The 18467-nt window shown below is 28.5% G+C and carries 14 protein-coding genes; 6 read left to right on the top strand and 8 right to left on the bottom strand.

The annotated features are described in order from the left end of the window. Positions 1-169: 169 nt before the first annotated feature. The 3 genes from E6A48_RS05550 to E6A48_RS05540 all read left to right on the top strand — a co-directional run bounded on the left by E6A48_RS05550 (position 170) and on the right by E6A48_RS05540 (position 3325). Positions 170-1801, top strand: a complete 1632-nt coding sequence (locus E6A48_RS05550) for a phytoene desaturase family protein (RefSeq protein WP_219709078.1) — start codon at positions 170-172, stop codon at positions 1799-1801. A gap of 79 nt (positions 1802-1880) precedes the next feature. Then, a complete protein-coding gene (locus tag E6A48_RS05545; protein ID WP_219709077.1) occupies positions 1881-2375 on the top strand; it encodes a DUF2147 domain-containing protein in 495 nt (164 codons plus the stop codon). A gap of 44 nt (positions 2376-2419) precedes the next feature. Then, complete coding sequence (locus E6A48_RS05540) at positions 2420-3325, top strand: hypothetical protein (protein WP_219709076.1); 906 nt, start codon at positions 2420-2422, stop codon at positions 3323-3325. 79 nt (positions 3326-3404) lie between these two features. Here E6A48_RS05540 and E6A48_RS05535 read toward each other — a convergent pair whose 3' ends face one another. The 8 genes from E6A48_RS05535 to leuS form a co-directional block, all read right to left on the bottom strand. After that, a complete protein-coding gene (locus E6A48_RS05535; protein ID WP_219709075.1) occupies positions 3405-4610 on the bottom strand; it encodes an OmpA family protein in 1206 nt (401 codons plus the stop codon). 1 nt (position 4611) lies between these two features. Then, positions 4612-7434: a methyl-accepting chemotaxis protein gene (locus E6A48_RS05530; RefSeq protein ID WP_219709074.1), complete on the bottom strand. Its 2823-nt coding sequence runs from the start codon at positions 7432-7434 to the stop codon at positions 4612-4614. A 56-nt stretch (positions 7435-7490) separates the two neighbouring features. Then, entirely contained in the window at positions 7491-8903 is a 1413-nt protein-coding gene (gene atpD / locus E6A48_RS05525) for a F0F1 ATP synthase subunit beta (RefSeq protein WP_219709073.1), read from the bottom strand. Positions 8904-8966: 63 nt separating this feature from the next. Beyond that, on the bottom strand, positions 8967-9842 hold the full coding sequence (locus tag E6A48_RS05520; protein ID WP_219709072.1) for an inositol monophosphatase family protein: 876 nt from the start codon (positions 9840-9842) through the stop codon (positions 8967-8969). 26 nt (positions 9843-9868) lie between these two features. Beyond that, entirely contained in the window at positions 9869-10651 is a 783-nt protein-coding gene (locus E6A48_RS05515; RefSeq protein ID WP_219709071.1) for an MlaD family protein, read from the bottom strand. Between the two features lie 16 nt (positions 10652-10667). Then, entirely contained in the window at positions 10668-11444 is a 777-nt protein-coding gene (locus E6A48_RS05510) for an ABC transporter ATP-binding protein (RefSeq protein WP_219709070.1), read from the bottom strand. A 16-nt stretch (positions 11445-11460) separates the two neighbouring features. Next, positions 11461-12435, bottom strand: a complete 975-nt coding sequence (locus E6A48_RS05505; RefSeq protein WP_219709069.1) for a type I phosphomannose isomerase catalytic subunit — start codon at positions 12433-12435, stop codon at positions 11461-11463. Positions 12436-12763: 328 nt separating this feature from the next. Next, on the bottom strand, positions 12764-15325 hold the full coding sequence (leuS, locus tag E6A48_RS05500; RefSeq protein WP_219709068.1) for a leucine--tRNA ligase: 2562 nt from the start codon (positions 15323-15325) through the stop codon (positions 12764-12766). Between the two features lie 422 nt (positions 15326-15747). Here leuS and E6A48_RS05495 point away from each other — a divergent pair, with 422 nt between their 5' ends. From E6A48_RS05495 to E6A48_RS05485, 3 genes are all read left to right on the top strand, one after another. Next, a complete protein-coding gene (locus E6A48_RS05495) occupies positions 15748-16125 on the top strand; it encodes a PepSY-like domain-containing protein (RefSeq protein WP_219709067.1) in 378 nt (125 codons plus the stop codon). A gap of 72 nt (positions 16126-16197) precedes the next feature. Continuing rightward, complete coding sequence (locus E6A48_RS05490) at positions 16198-17358, top strand: ankyrin repeat domain-containing protein (protein ID WP_219709066.1); 1161 nt, start codon at positions 16198-16200, stop codon at positions 17356-17358. A 126-nt stretch (positions 17359-17484) separates the two neighbouring features. Further along, positions 17485-18342: an ankyrin repeat domain-containing protein gene (locus tag E6A48_RS05485; protein WP_041747527.1), complete on the top strand. Its 858-nt coding sequence runs from the start codon at positions 17485-17487 to the stop codon at positions 18340-18342. The last annotated feature ends 125 nt before the right edge of the window (positions 18343-18467 follow it).

Below are 18467 nucleotides of genomic sequence, written 5' to 3'. Positions count from 1 at the left end.
ACGTTTTATACAAATACTGCAAAAATTGTAAAAAAAACTTAAAAAAGCTTTTATATATACGCATTTTCATAAAAAAACGCTTGTATTTTTATAATTTTATATTATTATTTGTATATAAGCAAAAATGATTAAAAACGCTTATAAAGATTCTTTTTATAAGGAGATAAAAATGGAAAATAACAATAAATATGATATAGTAATTATAGGTTCTGGTTTAGGAGGATTGACATCAGGTGCCTATTTAGCAAAACAAGGAAAAAAAGTATTAGTTTTAGAGAGTCATAATATAGTAGGCGGTTGTGCTACAGTATATAAAAGAAAAAATGTTAAGTTTGAAGTTGGGCTTCATGAGATGGATATGGCTAAGAAAAACAGAGATATGAAGCATGTAATATTCAAAAAACTAGGTCTTTATGACAGAATTAATTTAGTAAAGCTTCCTCAAACTTGGAGAATAAAAACAGAAAATACTGATTTAGTGATACCAGAGGGTTATGAGAATGTTATAAATACTTTAGAAAAAGAGTTCCCAGAAGAAAAGCAAGGCATAAGAAAATATTTTGCTGGGCTTTCAAGAATGATGTATATGATAAGAAGAGTGCCTTATGATTTGAAGTTTTTTGATTTCTTCTTTTACCCTATAACAACATTCCCTATGAACTTATATCATTTATTTACGCAAAAGAAATTAGGTAATGTGTTGGATTCTATGATAAAAAGTGATAAATTAAAAAGAATATTAAACATTAATATTACTTATTATCATGATAACCCTTATGAGTTTAGCTGGTATTATCATGCTTGTGCTCAGGGAGCTTATTATAATTCTGCTTATTTTATTAAAGGCGGAAGTCAGAACTTATCAAATGCTTTAGCTGATATAATAAGAGAGAATGGTGGAGAGGTAAGAGTTTCTTCTGAGGTAAAAAAGATAAATGTAAAAGGCAATATAGCTGAGGGAGTAACTTATTTTGATAAGAGAGCAAAAGAGGAAGTAACAGTTTATGGTGATTATATAATAGCAAATGCTGCTCCTAAAGTGGTTTATGATGAATTACTTCCAAAAGGATATGAGGATAAGAGAATAAACAAACTTAAAAACTCTGTATCATTATACACAGTTTACATAATATTTAAGAAAAAGTTCTCAGAGCTATACCCTAATAATGCATACTCTACATTTATAAGTACAGAGAAAACATTGAACACTACATTTAAAGAGGATGCTAAAGGACAAAAAGATATACCAGTAGCCGACAGAAACTTTGTATTTGTAGACTATTCAGTAGTAGATAGCGGACTTGTGGAAGAAGGAGATGAGCGTTCATTTGCTGTACTAACAGGACCTTCATTCTTAGATGAGTGGAAAGATTTAAGCGATGAGGAATATAAAGCTAAAAAGAAAGAGTTGGCAGAAAAATTGATAGAGAGAGCAGAGAAACATTACCCTGGATTTAGAGAAAATATTGAATATTATGAAGTGGCAACACCAAAAACAATAAAGAGATATATCAAAACTCCAGACGGTACAGCTTATGGTTTTGCTCAAGATGGATATTTGAAAAAAAGCCGCAGTGTGAGAGTATCACCTACAGTTAAAAATCTTCATTTTGCTAGTGCTTGGGGATTTCCTGGCGGCGGATTTACAGGTGCTTTATTAAGCGGATATTTGGCAGCAAGAAATATATTGTTCCCTATAAAGGCTTATGTGGCTTTAAGATTATTACTTTGTACAGCATTCGGCACAGCACTTGGAACAATACATCATTGGCTTCCTGCGATAATTAATCTTTTTAAGTAATATAAATCTCAAATAAATATCTTGTTGGTATTAAAATAATACCAGCAAGATAATAAAAAAAATAAAAAAAGGAGAAAAAATGAAAATAATAAAAGTATTAACTTTTACTATGTTATTTAATATAATCGCTTTGGCACAGAATTCTAATGATATAGTTGGTTTATGGTATAGTCATGCTGATGCAAAAAACAGAATTGCCGTTATAGAGATATTCAAAGAAAACAATAAATATTATGCTTATTCATTTGCTTATACTAATTCTAATGATGTTGTGTATGATGTTAATAATCCAAAGAAAGAATTAAAAAACTTACCATTAAAAGGATTAGTATATTTGTATGATTTAGAGTTTAAAAATGGCGAATGGAAAAATGGTAAAATATACAATCCAGAGCAAGGAAAAGTGTATAATGCAAAAATAGAATTATCTAATAATAAACAAGAGATAAAATTAAAAGCTAGTATAGATGGTGCGGGTCTTTTTGGAAAAACTCTTACTTGGAAAAAAGTACCTGCTAATGAAGTTTCTAAATATACGCCATTAAATAAAAATGAGTTAAGAAGGTTAAACTAAGTATTATGAGAAAATATATTTTTATAGGTGATAAGGAGGATTTTATGAAAAAAGTATTAATCATTATGCTTAGTTTAATTATAAGTTTGCCGTTAATAGCACAAGACAATGCAAAGCCTCAAAGAGATTTAACAGATACTTCTGATGAGGGCTGGTATTTTTCCAATCACTTTTTAGGAAGATGGAATCACTTTGGGGCATTGTATCAAGGTCAAGTGTTTTATAAAAAAGCTTTATTTAGAGAAAGAAACAATTTCTTCTTTGCTGATTCTTACCTAATCGCTGGCATGGAACAAGAGTTCAGCAGCTTTTCAAGAACATCAGCTTATGTTGAGTTTCAGCCTCTAATAGCATTAAAGTTCTTATTTAAGTTTACGTATGAGGCAGGTTTAGCAGAAGCAGGAAAACCTACTTTGGTAGATAGCAACACAAAAGAGTTTAATCATGCACTTCCGCCTTTTACAGGTCTTAATCCAATGACTAAAAAACCTCAGTATGTAGGCGGAAATACAATATATTTTCAAATGGCTCCTACACTTACAATGGGAGGACCAGCAGGACCTGGTTTAATAGCTTTAATATACACACCATATATAAGCTATATAAGAGCATTTGGAGTTGATAAAGATAGTTTTGTATACTTGCCTAGAGAGGCTATAGTTGTAAAGGCTGAAGATTGGTACTTTAATCATGATATTAAATTAGGCTATAGTATGAGAGAGTGGGGTATGTCTTTTGCTATCAATAGCACAATAGAGCATATGATTTCAAGTAAAGATTTATTTAGAGTTGGACTCTTTGCTGCTTATAGTTATAAGAAGCCTATAGAAAAAGTTCCTAGTCTTACTCCTTTTGCTAATGTAAAGTTAGGTACTTGGCTTGTAGAAAAACATATACAATATAAGTTTGCCATTCAAATGGATATAGGTCTTGAATGGAAGTTCTTATAATAATAATAATTTAGACAACACGAAGAATATATAAAAATACATTTTTGGGCTTGTAAAAAAAGAGAGATTTTTTGCAGGCCTATCTTAATTTTATTATAATATCTACTCTTCTATTTTTTTGTCTTCCATCGGGATTATCATTTGAAGCTATAGGCTCTTTATCGCCGAAACCTCTATAAGATAATTTATCATGCTCAAGTTTTGGAAGTATATAATCTGCTACAGTTTTTGCTCTTTTTTCTGATAGTGTTTGATTATAATTCGCTTCTCCTGTATTGTCAGTGTGTCCTTCAACTATAATTTCTCTGTCTGGATAAGTTTCTTTGATTGCATTTATAATACTATCAACAGTGTCTTTAGCATCTTCTTTGAGTGTATAAGAATCTGTATCAAATAAAATCTCTCCAAGTCTAATTACTAAACCTTCAGGAACAGTATCTACTACAACATCATCATTAAGATTATCTTCTAATTTTTTTCTGTTCATTTCATTTTCTTCTTCTGTAATAGTATTATAAATTTTATAAGTGCTTATAATATTCATCTTGTATTGCAAGCTAAGATAAGATAAGTTTTTTCCATATCCAAATAATATTTGATATCTCTCAGTTTGTGATACTGGTATATTTTTATTCATATCCCATAAAAAAGTTCCATAATTAAAACCATATATTCTCTCAGGATAACCATTTCTAGAAAGCCCTGCCTGAAGCAAATCTTTATCAGTCATAATATGATATTGTATAACAGCGAGAGGGTCATTATTTTCATTTGTTTCAATGTTTGCAAATAAATAATCAGCAGATAATGCCATAGCAAGATTAGGAGCATTGTTAACTTTTACTATCTCCATAGCTTCACTATTCCAAGAATGCGTGAGAGATATTTCTTTATCTGGAAAAGTAGGAATATGCCTTACATTCGGCATAAAATAATTATAAGGCACTTCAAATTTACCGTTTGTATGTATTATAAAATCGCTTGAATATTCTTCTTCCAAATGAAAAACACTGTTTCCGTCATAGAGCCTAAAAATTTTAAATACACCGCTAACTCTATATCCGCCTTTAGGAGCTATTGCTATAACTGTTAAATCTACAATGTTTCTTTCTTTATAAGTTTTTTTTAATAATCCGTTTTCGTAATATTCTACATCGGCAGTTTTTACAGATTCAATTCTCTCTCCAACTTTTAGATTCCAAAAGAACTTATGAGATATTGTTTGAGTATAAGAAATATTAAAAATAAATATTGTTAAAATTAATATAAATTTTATTTTACTCATATTAACCTTTATTTTTCATTCTCTTTTTCTCTTCTTTCATCTTCTGTTTTTTAGCTCTCTGTTCTAATTTTAATTTTAATTTATCCAAAGCCTTAGATTCTTTCTTAATATCTTCTTCAGTTTTTTCTGTCTTAAATGAAATAACAGATTTATATAATTGTAAGAATATATATTGTAACTCTTTAATTCTCTTATCCATAGTTTCCATACTAGCACTGCTCGCATTAGACAATTCACTTACATTTTCTATAGAGCTAACAAGCCTTTTAATATCATTTTCAGTAGCATTAACAACATTAACTACATCTTCAGCTAATTTATCAACGCTTGTTATATTTTGTCCAACAGTAGAACTCATCTGCATCTGTTTTATAGATAATTCCTGAATATATTCAGTAATGCTATTTAAGTTTGAAATATTAGATAATATATCTCTTCTTCCAATATCAAGCTCATCATTAGCATTAGATATATTAGCAATTAAGTCAGCAATAGTATTAGAACCCTCAAGAATCTTCTCCATAGATTCAGAACTCTTAAATGCTAAAGATACAGTATGGTCAATAGCCTGTGTTGTTTCTTCAATAATGTCATCAATTATCTTAGAGTTTTCATCGGTATCTTCAGCCAATTTTCTAATTTTATCAGCAACAACTGTAAAACCTCTACCATGTTCGCCAGCATGAGCAGCCTCAATAGCAGCGTTCATTGCAAGTAGGTTAGTTTGTTCTGCTATGTTATGAATAACCTGTGTGATGTTTGTAATCTGTTTTGAATATTCCTTAATACTTTGAATAGATTCTGTAACAGATTCTCCTATATTACTTCCATCTTGTGCTTCTGTATATAATACTTTAGCATAAGTGTTGGCTTTATTTGCTCCTTGGCTCACTGTAACAATGTTTGCTATCATTTGCTGAACTGAGGTACTTGTTTTTGATATTGCTTCAGATTGTGATTTTATTTTTTCTGTTATGTCATTAATATTATCTAATAATAATTGTATAGTTTCATTAACAGAATTAAACTTAGTTCTTTGCATAAAACTCACTCTTGCAGCATTAGAAGAAGATTCTGATATTTTTGAGGAGTTTTCAAATTCTCTTTCGAACTCTTTATATATTGTGTTAAAATCACTAATACTCATACTAATAGAAGCTCTCATGTTTTGTATGTTTCCAGTCATGGTATAAGCATTGTTTTTAATTGTTACAATGATGTTTTGCATTTTATCTAAAAACTTATTGAATGAATATACCAATTCTCCTGTTTCATTATTATTAACTATAGGAAGTCTGATTGTCAAATCACCTGAACCTTCACTGAGTGATTCGGATACGTTTTTAGCAGCTACTAATGTTCTTCTTAAGTTGTATATCAATAATATTATAGATATTGAGAATATTAGCAGTCCTACATATATAAATAAATTTGCTATGGATAATACTTCCCTAAAAGCAATATCTGTTTGATATGCAGGCTGATAACTCCAACTATTTATTACATATATATCATTAAATAATTGGTATTTTACAAATAATAAATTTAATGCTTCATTATAAAATATTTTTGCATTTACAACACTATTTATACTACTATTATTTTGTTCATCTCTAATTTGAAGTGAGCTAGTAACGTTTCCTAATATGTTTTGCATATTTTGAAGCTCATTAGGATTATTAAAAGCATTAATATTATATTCTTTATCTGTAATGAATATATTTAAATTATCTTTATAAAGGTTATTATTTAACAAATCTTCATATACTGAAGTTTTTACCTCTAATAAAATAAAACCTATATTGTTATTATTATAAATAATAGGGTTATAAACATAAAAGGTATCATTATATTTTATAATATTTATATAATAATTAGTTTCACTAGTTAATAGATTAAGTTTATTTCTTTGTATGTTAGGAGTATAATTAGTATACACTCTAGTCATACTATTATCTTTATATCCAAAATCTACATATAAGTTTCTTGCAGTAGTATCATCTATATTCATTCCCATATTATTTAGACTTGAGAAATATATAGCAAATGATATTATATCAGGGTCATTTACATATTGTTTTTTTATATAATCATTGATTATGTTTATATTGTCATTAAAGTCATTATTATTTCTAGGGTAATTATTTATGTAGTATGATAATGCAGTAGTAATATTAATATATTTATCTATTCTTCTTGAGAACTCATTTACAAAATCGTTAGCATACTCTCTTTTTAATGATGCATTAGAAGCAGAATAGTGATAAGACTCAGCCCTATAATGCATACCATTAACTAATGTAATTATGAATATAACTACAGATATTAATATAGGTACCAAACTATAACCCATAGGTAAATAATATTCTTTAGAGCCTGTTTTTCTATATAAAGGTCCAACTAAGAAGTTAAAAGAAATAGAAGCAAGCCCCATAGAGAAAGTTATAAGGAATATTACCATTATGAGCCTTATATTAAGTATCTCAAATAATGTTATACTTCCTTCTATCAAGTAAGTAGTATATGATACTATAGCAACTAGTACAACAGCGAACCCTGTTTTTATAACATATAGCCTTCCAAGCATAACAGAACTTTTTCTCTCTGCCTTTATACAATCAAGGAACAAACTTATAGAAGTTGCTAATGCTATTAATACAATAAATAAATATATATATCCTCTTAAAGAACTTCCCAACTGATATATAGTTCTTAATAGTATAGAGTATAATTCAACTGATATAACAGCAACTATTAAGAAATGTATTGGTATATAGAACTTTAATTTATTTTTTCTAGAAATTTCTTTTTTATTTAATAGCATATAAACAACCTAAAGTATTATTATTGTTATAATTATCGGTAAGGGTGTATTAATATTTAAGCATTTATAGTTTTAGCTTTAGCAATAGCTTCTTCTATAGAACCAACCAATCTAAATGCCTGATCTGGTAAATCATCATAATCACCATTACAAATTCCTTTAAAACTTCTAATAGTGTCTTCTAATTTAACATATCTTCCTTGAAGTCCTGTAAATTGTTCGGCTACAAAGAAAGGTTGACTTAAGAATTGTTCTATTTTCCTAGCACGTGATACTATTAATTTATCATCTTCAGAAAGCTCATCAGCACCCAATATAGCAATAATATCCTGTAAATCTCTATATCTTTGTAGTATATGCTGAACTTTTCTAGCTACTTCATAATGTTCTTTACCTAATACTATAGGGTCTAATATTCTGCTTGTTGAAGCTAGAGGGTCTACTGCAGGATAAATACCTTTTTCACTTACCTCCCTAGAGAGTACAGTTGTGGCATCAAGGTGAGTAAATGCTGTAGCAGGAGCAGGGTCTGTTAAGTCATCTGCAGGTACATATACTGCCTGTATTGAAGTAATAGAACCATGTTTAGTAGAAGTTATTCTCTCTTGCAAAGCACCCATTTCTGTAGCTAGGGTAGGCTGATAACCAACTGCTGAAGGCATACGTCCAAGTAATGCTGATACCTCACTTCCAGCCTGAGTAAATCTAAATATATTATCTATAAATAAAAGTACATCCAAATTAGCAGAATCTCTGAAATATTCAGCCATAGTAAGAGCAGTTAAAGCTACTCTAAGTCTTGCTCCAGGAGGCTCATTCATCTGACCATAAACAAGACAAGTTTTATTAATAACTCCAGACTCTTTCATCTCTGACCATAAATCGTTACCTTCTCTTGTTCTTTCCCCAACACCTGCAAATACAGAATATCCACCATGTTCGCTTGCAATATTATGTATAAGTTCCATTATAAGAACAGTCTTACCAACTCCAGCACCTCCGAAAAGCCCTGTTTTACCGCCTTTAATATATGGGGCAAGTAAGTCTATTACCTTAATACCTGTTTCAAATATTTCTAGTTTTGGCTCTAACGCATCAAACTTAGGCGGATTAGCATGTATTGAACGATATTCTTTAGCTTTTATAGGCTCACCTTTATCTACTGTTTGACCTAATACATTAAATATTCTTCCTATAGTTTCATTACCAACAGGAACCATTATATGATTGCCTGTATCTATTATATCATCACCTCTAGATATACCATCAGTAGATTCTAAAGCTATAGCCCTTACTCTTCCGCTTCCTAAATGTTGCTGAACTTCGCAGACTATATGTCTTTTTATACCTTCTACTTCTTTATCTATATAAAGAGCATTTAATATAGCAGGAAGATGTCCTTCTTCAAATTCGGCATCCAATGTTGAGCCTACTACTTGAATTACCTTTCCTTTTTTACCTTCTATCATAAATTTTTCCTTCAAACAAAAATATTAAAAAATATTGATATATATTTTATATCTATTGAAAACTTATTCAAGTACTTTTATCATTTCTTTATGAATTTTTTTATTGCTTGCTATATATTGTTTTTTGGAGAAAATATCATATTCTTTCATATTAATATTTGTAACTAAACCACCAGCCTGCTTCAAAATTACACTGCCCGCACATATATCCCAAGGTGATAAGCCATATTCAAAAAATCCATCAGCAATACCTTCTGCTACCATACATATATCTAATGCAGCAGAACCATCTCTTCTAACTGCTAAACTTCTTTTAACCATATTAGCAAAATCTATCATTCTATTATTTAGAAAATCATCATCAGTGCTAGTATTATAATAAAAACCTGTAATAATTAGAGAATCTATTAATTTGTTGTTATTACTTACACTAATTACTTTTTTATTTTTATATGCTTTTGATTTAATATGTGCTTTATATACTGTGTCTGTTATAGGGTTATAAACAACACCAAGTATAGGAATATTTTTATATGCTAAACCAATAGATACACAGTAAAATGGATAACCATGTATAAAATTAGTAGTGCCATCTATGGGGTCTACTATCCAATTAAAATCTTTATCATTATCTGTTTGTCCAGACTCTTCTCCATAAAAACCAAATTTTGGATATTTTTTAGTTAAATATTCTCTTATTGTTTTTTCATTTTTTACATCTATTTCTGTGAATAAATCTGTTTTTCCTTTATGTGATATCATTTTTGGAGAAGAAAAAAACTTAAGAGAATATTTTCCTGCTTTAATTGCAATATATTCAGCATCTTTTATACATTTATTTAAGCTAGATTTTGATATTTTATTTATCTTTGCTTCTATTTCTTTTTTTGCCCTTATCTCTTCTTTTTTTTCATCATTTAATTTTTTAAATATAGGCATAATTAGATACTCCTTAAAAAATTATATTATCTATTAGTCCTAGTCTCTCTAAATAATAATGCAGAAGGATTATCCTTTAATTTCTCACTAAATATTCTCATATTATCAATAATAGCAGCCACATTTGTTTGCATATTTGTATCTTTCATTATAATTCCAGCTGTACCTTTACCATTTTCTACATCATTAATTATGCTAGATAAATCTCTTGTTATAGAATTAATATGTATTAAACTTTCATTAAAATTTGAAATTACATCTGTAATAGTTTTTTCATTAGTACCTATAATTTCAGTTATACTCATAATCGTTTTAGACAAATTAGTTAATATTCCAGAAAACTGTTCAAAGTTTAAATCTTTACCAATATCTCCTATAGAACCTAATGTGCTTTCCAAGCTAAAAGGTTCTACACCTTGTACAACAGTTTCTGGTTCTATAGATTTAAGTCCAGAGGTTGTAATTGTTGGAGGAGTTGCCATAATATACTTTTCACCAAGACCTAATCCTACTGTCTGTATAGTAAATCTCGTGCCTTCTGGTAATATAACTTTTCTATCTGTGATAAATAGAGTTACTCTTATAGTTCCATCTGGATTAATACTAATATCTTCTATAAAACCAATATTAATACCACCGCCTCTATATGATACTTTACCATTTACAAGCAAGTCCCCAATAAATACATAATCTACATATATTCTATAACCGTTACCTTTTAATTTAAACTTACCGAATACAGTTATAGCACCAATTAGTAGTACTAAAGTAACTATAAAAAATATTCCTAATTTTACCTTGTTTTTCATAAATCTTCCTTATAAATTAATCTTTTGGTCTAATACTTTCTATATCTTCACCTTTTTTTGCTATACTACTCATAAAAAAGAATCTTAAATGCGGATTTTCTATTTCTTTTAAATGATCGGGGTCCCCACCTTCTATAATCTGCCCCTTGTGAAGCATAACAACTCTGTCTGCCATTCTAAATACACTAGTCATATCATGCGTAATAACTATGCTTGTAACATTAAGTATATTTTGCATTTTTACTATTAAATCATCTATTACTCTAGACATAACAGGGTCTAATCCAGTAGTAGGCTCATCGTATAACAATATTTCAGGGTCCATAGCAATAGCACGAGCAAGTCCAACACGTTTTTTCATTCCTCCAGATAATTCTGAAGGCATTTTTTTTTCTATATTTGGCATGCCAACCATATCTAACACTTCAGCTACTTTTACCTTTATCTTACTTTCTGGGATACCTTTTTTTATTCTTCTAAGCCCAAAACTTACATTCTCATAAACATTTAAAGAGTCAAATAAAGCAGCTCCCTGAAAAACCATAGCAAACTTTTTTCTAACTTCTGTAAGCTCATTATCTGATATCTGATTTATATCATTTCCGTCTATTATAATGCTTCCAGAATCAGGCTGCAATAAACCTATTAAGTGCTTTATAAGAACGCTTTTTCCGCATCCTGAGTTACCTATAACCGCTAATGTTTCGCCTCTATTAACTATGAGATTAACACCATTTAAAACCTTTTGACTGCCAAAACTTTTATATACATCTTTTAATTCTATTATATTCATAAAACGAAAATTTCCCTCAAATAGTAACCCTTAATAATTTTATTCCTTTTTCACTATATATACTATACTCTCCAAGATATGCAGGTAAAAGAACAGTTTTTCCAGCCTCTAATTCAATACTATTTTCATCGCTTGCTATCGTTCCATTTCCTTCCATTACCAATATTATTTCAAATGTTTTATTATTAGTTTTAGAAGTATATTTATCTTTAATGATATATTCTTCTGTTGTAAAGTATTCATTCGAAAATATATTATTGATTTCTATATTATCTTTTTTCAGTAAATTTTCTTTTTTTGATTTTAATTGAAATGCATCTATATCTTTAATGACATTAAAAGAATCTTCTATATGAAGCTCTCTTGAATTACCATTTTTATCTACTCTATTCCAATCATAAAGTCTATATGTAACATCACTCGGAGTTTGTATTTCTGCTATTAAACTGTTACCCATTATAGCATGTATACAGCCATTGGGTATATAAAAAGCATCTCCTCTTTTTATGTCAAAATAATTAAACATATCTTCTATGTTTTCTTTATTTTTTATAGCTTTTTTTAATTTATTTTTATCAATTCCTTTTTTTAACCCCACTAAAAGTTTAGCATTTTCATCTGCTTCCATAATATACCACATTTCATTTTTGCCATGTTTATTATGTTTTTTATTAGCGTATTCTTCGTCCGGATGAACTTGTATTGATAATTTATCTTTTGCATCTATAAATTTTATTAAGAGAGGAAAATCTTTATTGTTTTTGCAATTACTTCCTAAAAGTTTTTCTCCTAAATGTTCTATTATAAATGATATGTTTTTATCTTTAAACTCACCGTTTAATATAATATTTTTATCATCTTTTAAATCACATATTTCCCAGCTTTCGCCAATATTTTTATCTTTATCAAAAGGTTTAGAATAAGATTTAACTAATGTGTTGCCGCCCCAGATGGACTCTTTACCAATTTCTTTAAATTCAAATATATACATAGTTACATTATATAAAATAAAAAAAATAATTCAATACAATAAAATTTAATTATTTCAATAACGCACGATAAAGTAGCAATAAATTATTAATATGTTTTAATTATAGAATTTTTATTATAAATAATAGTTATTCAACCGTGCGTTGAGTAGTGTTTTTATTTAAATAAATCTTGGGTGGGGTGCTTTTTTAGTTCGTCAATAAAAAACAATAAAATTATAATTTTAAAATGATACAATAAAAAATAAAGGGTGGGGAATGTAATTAAAATAAAAAAGAGTACAGATTTTTTAAATCCATACCCTTTAATATTTTATAAATAATTGTATATTATTTTACAACTATGTTTACAAGCTTGCCTTTAACATAAACTACTTTAACAATGTTTTTTCCTTCTGTAAACTGTTTTACTTTTTCACTAGATAATGCCTGATTTTTTGCATCATCTTCACTTATATTAACATCAGCTTCTATTCTGTCTCTTATCTTGCCATTAACTTGGAATACTAATTCAAATGTGTCGTCTTTGCAATACTCTTCATTATGTTCAACCCATCTCTCTTCAATTATCATTTTACCAAAGTTTAATATCTGATAAATTTCTTCTGTAATATGAGGAGCTATTGGGTTAAGAAGAATTAAGTATCCTCTAATCACTTCTCTAAACATAGCATAATCATCATTGTTAGCTAATTTTATAGTAGACATATCGTTCAAAAGCTCCATTAATGAAGCAATTGCAGTGTTGAAGTGGAATCTGTCTTTAATGTCTATTGTAACTTTCTTAATAGTTTTATTGTATTTTCTAAATAATTTTTGTCCGTCTTTTGAAAGATTGTTGTAGTCGAATGATTTAGCATTTTTGAAAGCTTCTTCATCTTTGTATTTTAAGAATAAGTTCCAAATTCTGTTTAAGAATCTTGCAGAACCTTTAACACCTTCATCAGACCATTCTTTGTCTTTTTCTGGAGGAGCAACAAACATAACAAATATTCTAACAGCATCAGCACCGAAAAGCTCTATAATTTCAGCAGGATCAACTCCGTTAGCTTTTGATTTAGACATCTTTTCCATTTTTACTATAATGTCTTCTTTTTTAATACCGTCTTTTTCGTATTCTTTATTGTTCATCTGCTCTTGACTATAAAACTTTTTCAACGATTTAGCCTCATAACTATTTGCCAAAACCATACCCTGAGTAAGAAGTCTATTGAAAGGCTCATCTCCTTTTATAAGTCCTATATCTCTCATAAACTTGTACCAGAATCTTGAATACAAAAGGTGCATACAAGCATGCTCAATACCGCCGATGTATTGGTCAACGCCAAGCCAAGCATTAGCAGCTGCAGGGTCAAAAGGCATTTTATTATTATGGGCATCTGTATATCTAGCATAATACCAAGAACTGCATGTAAATGTATCCATAGTGTCAGTTTCTCTTTTAGCAGGAGCACCGCATTTTGGGCATGTTGTATTAACAAATGATGCAGATTTCTTAAGAGGGTTTTCTCCAACTGTAAACTCTATATCCATAGGAAGTGTTATAGGAAGTTCGCTTTCAGGTACAGGTACAACACCGCATTTCTCACAATGTACAAAAGGAAGAGGGTTACCCCAATATCTTTGTCTTGATATAAGCCAATCTCTAAGTTTATATTGTACTTGCTCTCTTCCGAAACCTTTTTCTGTGGCATACTCTATCGCTCTTTTTATAGCATCTCTTGAAGAAAGTCCGTTTAATATATCTGAATTAACAACTATTCCGTCTTCTACATAAGCTTCTGTCATAGTTTCTGCTTTTATAGAATTATCAGCATTTTGTATAACAACTTTTACAGGAATATTATATTTTTTAGCAAATTCAAAGTCCCTTTGGTCATGAGCAGGAACAGCCATTACAGCACCGCTACCATATTCAGCTAAAACGAAATTAGCAGCATACAAAGGAGCTTTCTCTCCATTAAATGGATTAACTACATATCTTCCTGTAAATACCCCTTCTTTTTCGTAGTCTGTTTTTTGGTCAATCTTAGCAGACTTTTTAATGAACTCCTCTACAGCATTTTTTTGTTCAGGGGTACACATATCTAAAAGCCCTTCATAATTCCAAGCTATAGCCATATAAGTAACACCGTAAATAGTGTCTGGACGAGTTGTAAATATAGGGAAGTCTTTGCCGTCATCTAAATTGAAATTAATATAAGCACCAACACTTCTTCCTATCCAGTTTTTTTGCATAGCTATAACGTTATCAGGCCAATAACCTTCTAATAGTTTTAAATCAGCGTCTAATTGCTCAGCATAATCAGTAACTTTTATATACCATTGTTCAAGTTTCTTTTTAGTAACTTCTCCATCACATCTCCAGCAAGTGCCTTCTGCAGTAACCTGTTCATTTGCTAATACTGTATTACAATGGTCGCACCAGTTAACATCTCCGCCTTTTCTATATAAAAGCCCTTTCTCATACATTTTTAATATAAACCACTGTCCCCATTTATAATAATCAGGCAAACAAGTAGTAACTTCTCTATCCCAATCATATGAATATCCAAGCAAGTTTAATTGGTCTTTCATATTAGCAATATTTTTTAAAGTCCATTCAGCAGGGTGGGTTTTGTTATCAATAGCGGCATTTTCTGCAGGCATACCGAAAGCATCCCAGCCCATTGGGTGTAAAATATCATAGCCCAACAGTTTATAGTATCTAGCTATAGAGTCAGCTATAGTGTAGTTTGAAACGTGTCCCATATGCATTTTTCCAGATGGATATGGAAACATCTCTAATACATAATATTTTTTGTCTGTAGGTTTAGAAACTGTTTTGAAAGATTGATTGTCTTTCCAGTACTTCTGCCATTTCTTTTCAATGGTGGTAAAATTATATTCCATAATATACACTCCGTAGTTTGATACTATTTATTAATAAAAAAATTATTATTTTTATGTGTATTTTGTAAAATTCCGCTTATTTTATTACTATATAAAGAATTAAAATAAGATTATAACAGCAAAATATATTTACTGAAAATTTTTACAACAAAAATTATATTGCAAAATGTTATATTTTTCAAGTATTTTTTGTATATTTGTATAGATTTATGTTAATTGTAAATGATAATATACTATATTTTACATAAAATTTACATTAGTCTATATATTATGTTTGATATGTGTTATATATCACCTATAAAAATATATTAATTGTAAATTTATTGTAAAATATTTGTAAAAATATATTGACAAAACTTTACCTTTGACTATAATTATAATTGTAAAGATAATTTACAATAGAACAGTGCGGAGGTTAATTTATGAATACTAAATTACAACTTTCTATAAAAATAACTCCTAGTAAATTGCCTGAAAATGCTAGAAGATTAATAGAATTTTACTTCCATAATACAAAAATAATATATATAGATAAAATTAATGATGAATATGAAGTAAAATTATCTAATGGAACTTATATTGATTTTGATAAAAATGGTAATTGGAATTATATAAGTAGTGATGATACTATAACAGACAGCATACTTCCAAAATCTATATCGAATAAAGTAAAAAATATTATAAAAAAATATAAAGATGCTCATATATATGAAATAAACAAAAGAATAAATTTTTATAGAATAAAATTAAGCAATTCTATAGATTTATGTATAAATTACAGAGGAGATTTATTAGCTTAAAGATGTTTTTTTATTGAGTATTAGGATGTATTGTTATATAATATGCTCAATATTAATAAAAAAGGTTGTTTTATGAAAAAGAAGATATTATTTATATTGATAATTGCAATTTCATTACTTTATTCCAAGAGTAATAATGAGAAAATAAATAGTTTAGCTATTACAAATGAAATAATAAAGCCTAGCGATGAATTATTAAGCTTATTAGAAAAAAATAAAAATAAAACAGGTGTTGCTGAAATAATAGAATTAATAAATGAAGGCGGTATAAATGCAAGCTCTAAAACTGAAATTAATATAGGTGATGTTGTACACTATGCTAATTCTACTCCTTTAATGATAGCTTCATCATATAATCATTACAATATAGCAAAAGCTTTGATTGATAATGGGGCTTTAGTTAATTTAAGAGCAGGCGATGGATTTAATGCTTTAATGGAAGCTGTGAGAACTGGCAATATAGAAATAGCAAAACTATTAATAGAACATAACTCTGATATAAATATAAAAAATAAAGACGGAAAAAATATGATTATGATTGCATGCGAAAAGGGTAATGAAGAAATGTTTAATATATTAATAGAAAACAATGCAGATATAAATGAAAAATCATCTTGGGGAGCATCTGCACTTATTTATGCTTCTGAAAATGGAAATCTTAATATAATGCAATATTTAATAGATAATGGAATAGATGTTAATGGAAAAGCTGATGATAATGGGGACACTCCATTACTTTGGGCTGTTACAGGACAAAATCCTTATGAAGCTTCAAAACTTTTAATAGAAAATGGTGCCGATGTTAATGCTACAAATAATAGTGGAGTTGCTCCTGCTACTATACTTGCGGCGTCTATTCCAAAAGTAGTAAAGCTTTTAAAAGATAATGGGGCTGATTTGGATACTAAATTTTTAGATTATTATCCTCCTATAGCGATTGCTGCAGGTGCGGGTAATTTAGAAATAGTTAAGGCATTGGTTGAAAATGGGGCTGATGTAAACTATTATCCTAATGATATAAACTATACTGCGATATTTCATGCTATAGACCAACATAATTATGAAGTTGCTGAATATTTATTTAAAAACGGAGTGGATTTAAATATAAAAATGAAACCTGATAATGACTATGGCAGAAGTATAAAAGAAAGCTACAATGTTTTAGAATATGCTGAGGCTATTCAGGATAAAAAAATGATTGATTTAGTAAAAAAATATTATAAGAAAAAATAAATAGTTTTAAATTTTATTTTCTACTAAATACAATCAATAAAATCTAAAATAAAATCTAAGTTGACAAAATATACCGCTACAATGTATAATCAAAAAATATAATACATGATAAAAAAGAGGTTTATGATGAAAGTATTATGGATTATTATAATTAGTTCGTACATTGCTTATGGTCAGGTAAGTGAAGATTTTAAGAATTTAGCGGCAACAAATAAAGAATCAGCATTATACAAATCAGTAGTATTAGAAAATATTGATGAGTTTAAATACATAATTGAAAACAATAAAGAATATATAATTTATTCTATAACGAACAGTGAAACATGGTATAACTATATACCTAATTTAAGCACTAATAATTTCTCTAATTTCGTAAAGGTTTTATTAGATAATGGAATGGATATTAACGAGAAAAATGAAGAGGGAAAAAGCCTTATACTTGATGTAAGTAAGTGCTACAATTCACTTCATAGACCTAAATTCGGTACAAGTGAAATTATAGGAGTTCCAGATAGTAAATATAAAATTGAAACACTTATAAATCTTGGAGCAAATATTAATATACAAGATAATGACGGAAATGGTATAATTCATTATATACTTTCTAGAGATAATATAGGAACAGAAGAATATGATATTATTGAAATGCTCATAAAAAACTCAGTCAATATTAATTTACAAAATAATGATGGAGATACTGCACTTCATAAAATTTTATATAAAAAAAATAATGACTATAGAGATATTGATATGGAAAAAAAAGTTGCCTCTCTTTTGATAGAAAATAATGCAGATAAAAATATAAAAAATAATAATGGGCAAAAAGCGTATCCCGGAGCATTTATATATAATATAAAATTAACTTTTAATGGAATATTTAGTACTTTATTTAATATTTTTAAGATTGTACTTCTAATTGTAATTGGTATACCTGCATTAATATTACATTTTATAGTTTTTAATATTTCAGAATTTTTCAGATAATTGACTTTTATATAAGTTATCGAAGTATATTTATAATATATAGAACAAAGTTTATATAATATAATTTTATAAAATAAAATTAAAAATTATTATTTTTTTTATCTTTTTGCTTAGCAATATCTTTA

The organism is Brachyspira pilosicoli, assembly GCF_019402445.1.
Classification (GTDB): domain Bacteria; phylum Spirochaetota; class Brachyspiria; order Brachyspirales; family Brachyspiraceae; genus Brachyspira; species Brachyspira pilosicoli_B.
Note: the sequence above shows the minus strand (reverse complement) of the source record. Positions and strands in the feature narration are given on the sequence as shown.

Bases quoted from the DNA above. Each gene is read 5' to 3' on its own strand.
- E6A48_RS05535 (WP_219709075.1), bottom strand. From the start codon at position 4,610: ATGAGTAAAATAAAATTTATATTAATTTTAACAATATTTATTTTTAAT.
- E6A48_RS05485 (WP_041747527.1), top strand. From the start codon at position 17,485: ATGAAAGTATTATGGATTATTATAATTAGTTCGTACATTGCTTATGGT.
- E6A48_RS05550 (WP_219709078.1), top strand. From the start codon at position 170: ATGGAAAATAACAATAAATATGATATAGTAATTATAGGTTCTGGTTTA.
- E6A48_RS05505 (WP_219709069.1), bottom strand. From the start codon at position 12,435: ATGTATATATTTGAATTTAAAGAAATTGGTAAAGAGTCCATCTGGGGC.
- atpD (WP_219709073.1), bottom strand. From the start codon at position 8,903: ATGATAGAAGGTAAAAAAGGAAAGGTAATTCAAGTAGTAGGCTCAACA.
- E6A48_RS05495 (WP_219709067.1), top strand. From the start codon at position 15,748: ATGAATACTAAATTACAACTTTCTATAAAAATAACTCCTAGTAAATTG.
- E6A48_RS05520 (WP_219709072.1), bottom strand. From the start codon at position 9,842: ATGCCTATATTTAAAAAATTAAATGATGAAAAAAAAGAAGAGATAAGG.
- E6A48_RS05515 (WP_219709071.1), bottom strand. From the start codon at position 10,651: ATGAAAAACAAGGTAAAATTAGGAATATTTTTTATAGTTACTTTAGTA.
- E6A48_RS05545 (WP_219709077.1), top strand. From the start codon at position 1,881: ATGAAAATAATAAAAGTATTAACTTTTACTATGTTATTTAATATAATC.
- leuS (WP_219709068.1), bottom strand. From the start codon at position 15,325: ATGGAATATAATTTTACCACCATTGAAAAGAAATGGCAGAAGTACTGG.
- E6A48_RS05510 (WP_219709070.1), bottom strand. From the start codon at position 11,444: ATGAATATAATAGAATTAAAAGATGTATATAAAAGTTTTGGCAGTCAA.
- E6A48_RS05530 (WP_219709074.1), bottom strand. From the start codon at position 7,434: ATGCTATTAAATAAAAAAGAAATTTCTAGAAAAAATAAATTAAAGTTC.
- E6A48_RS05540 (WP_219709076.1), top strand. From the start codon at position 2,420: ATGAAAAAAGTATTAATCATTATGCTTAGTTTAATTATAAGTTTGCCG.
- E6A48_RS05490 (WP_219709066.1), top strand. From the start codon at position 16,198: ATGAAAAAGAAGATATTATTTATATTGATAATTGCAATTTCATTACTT.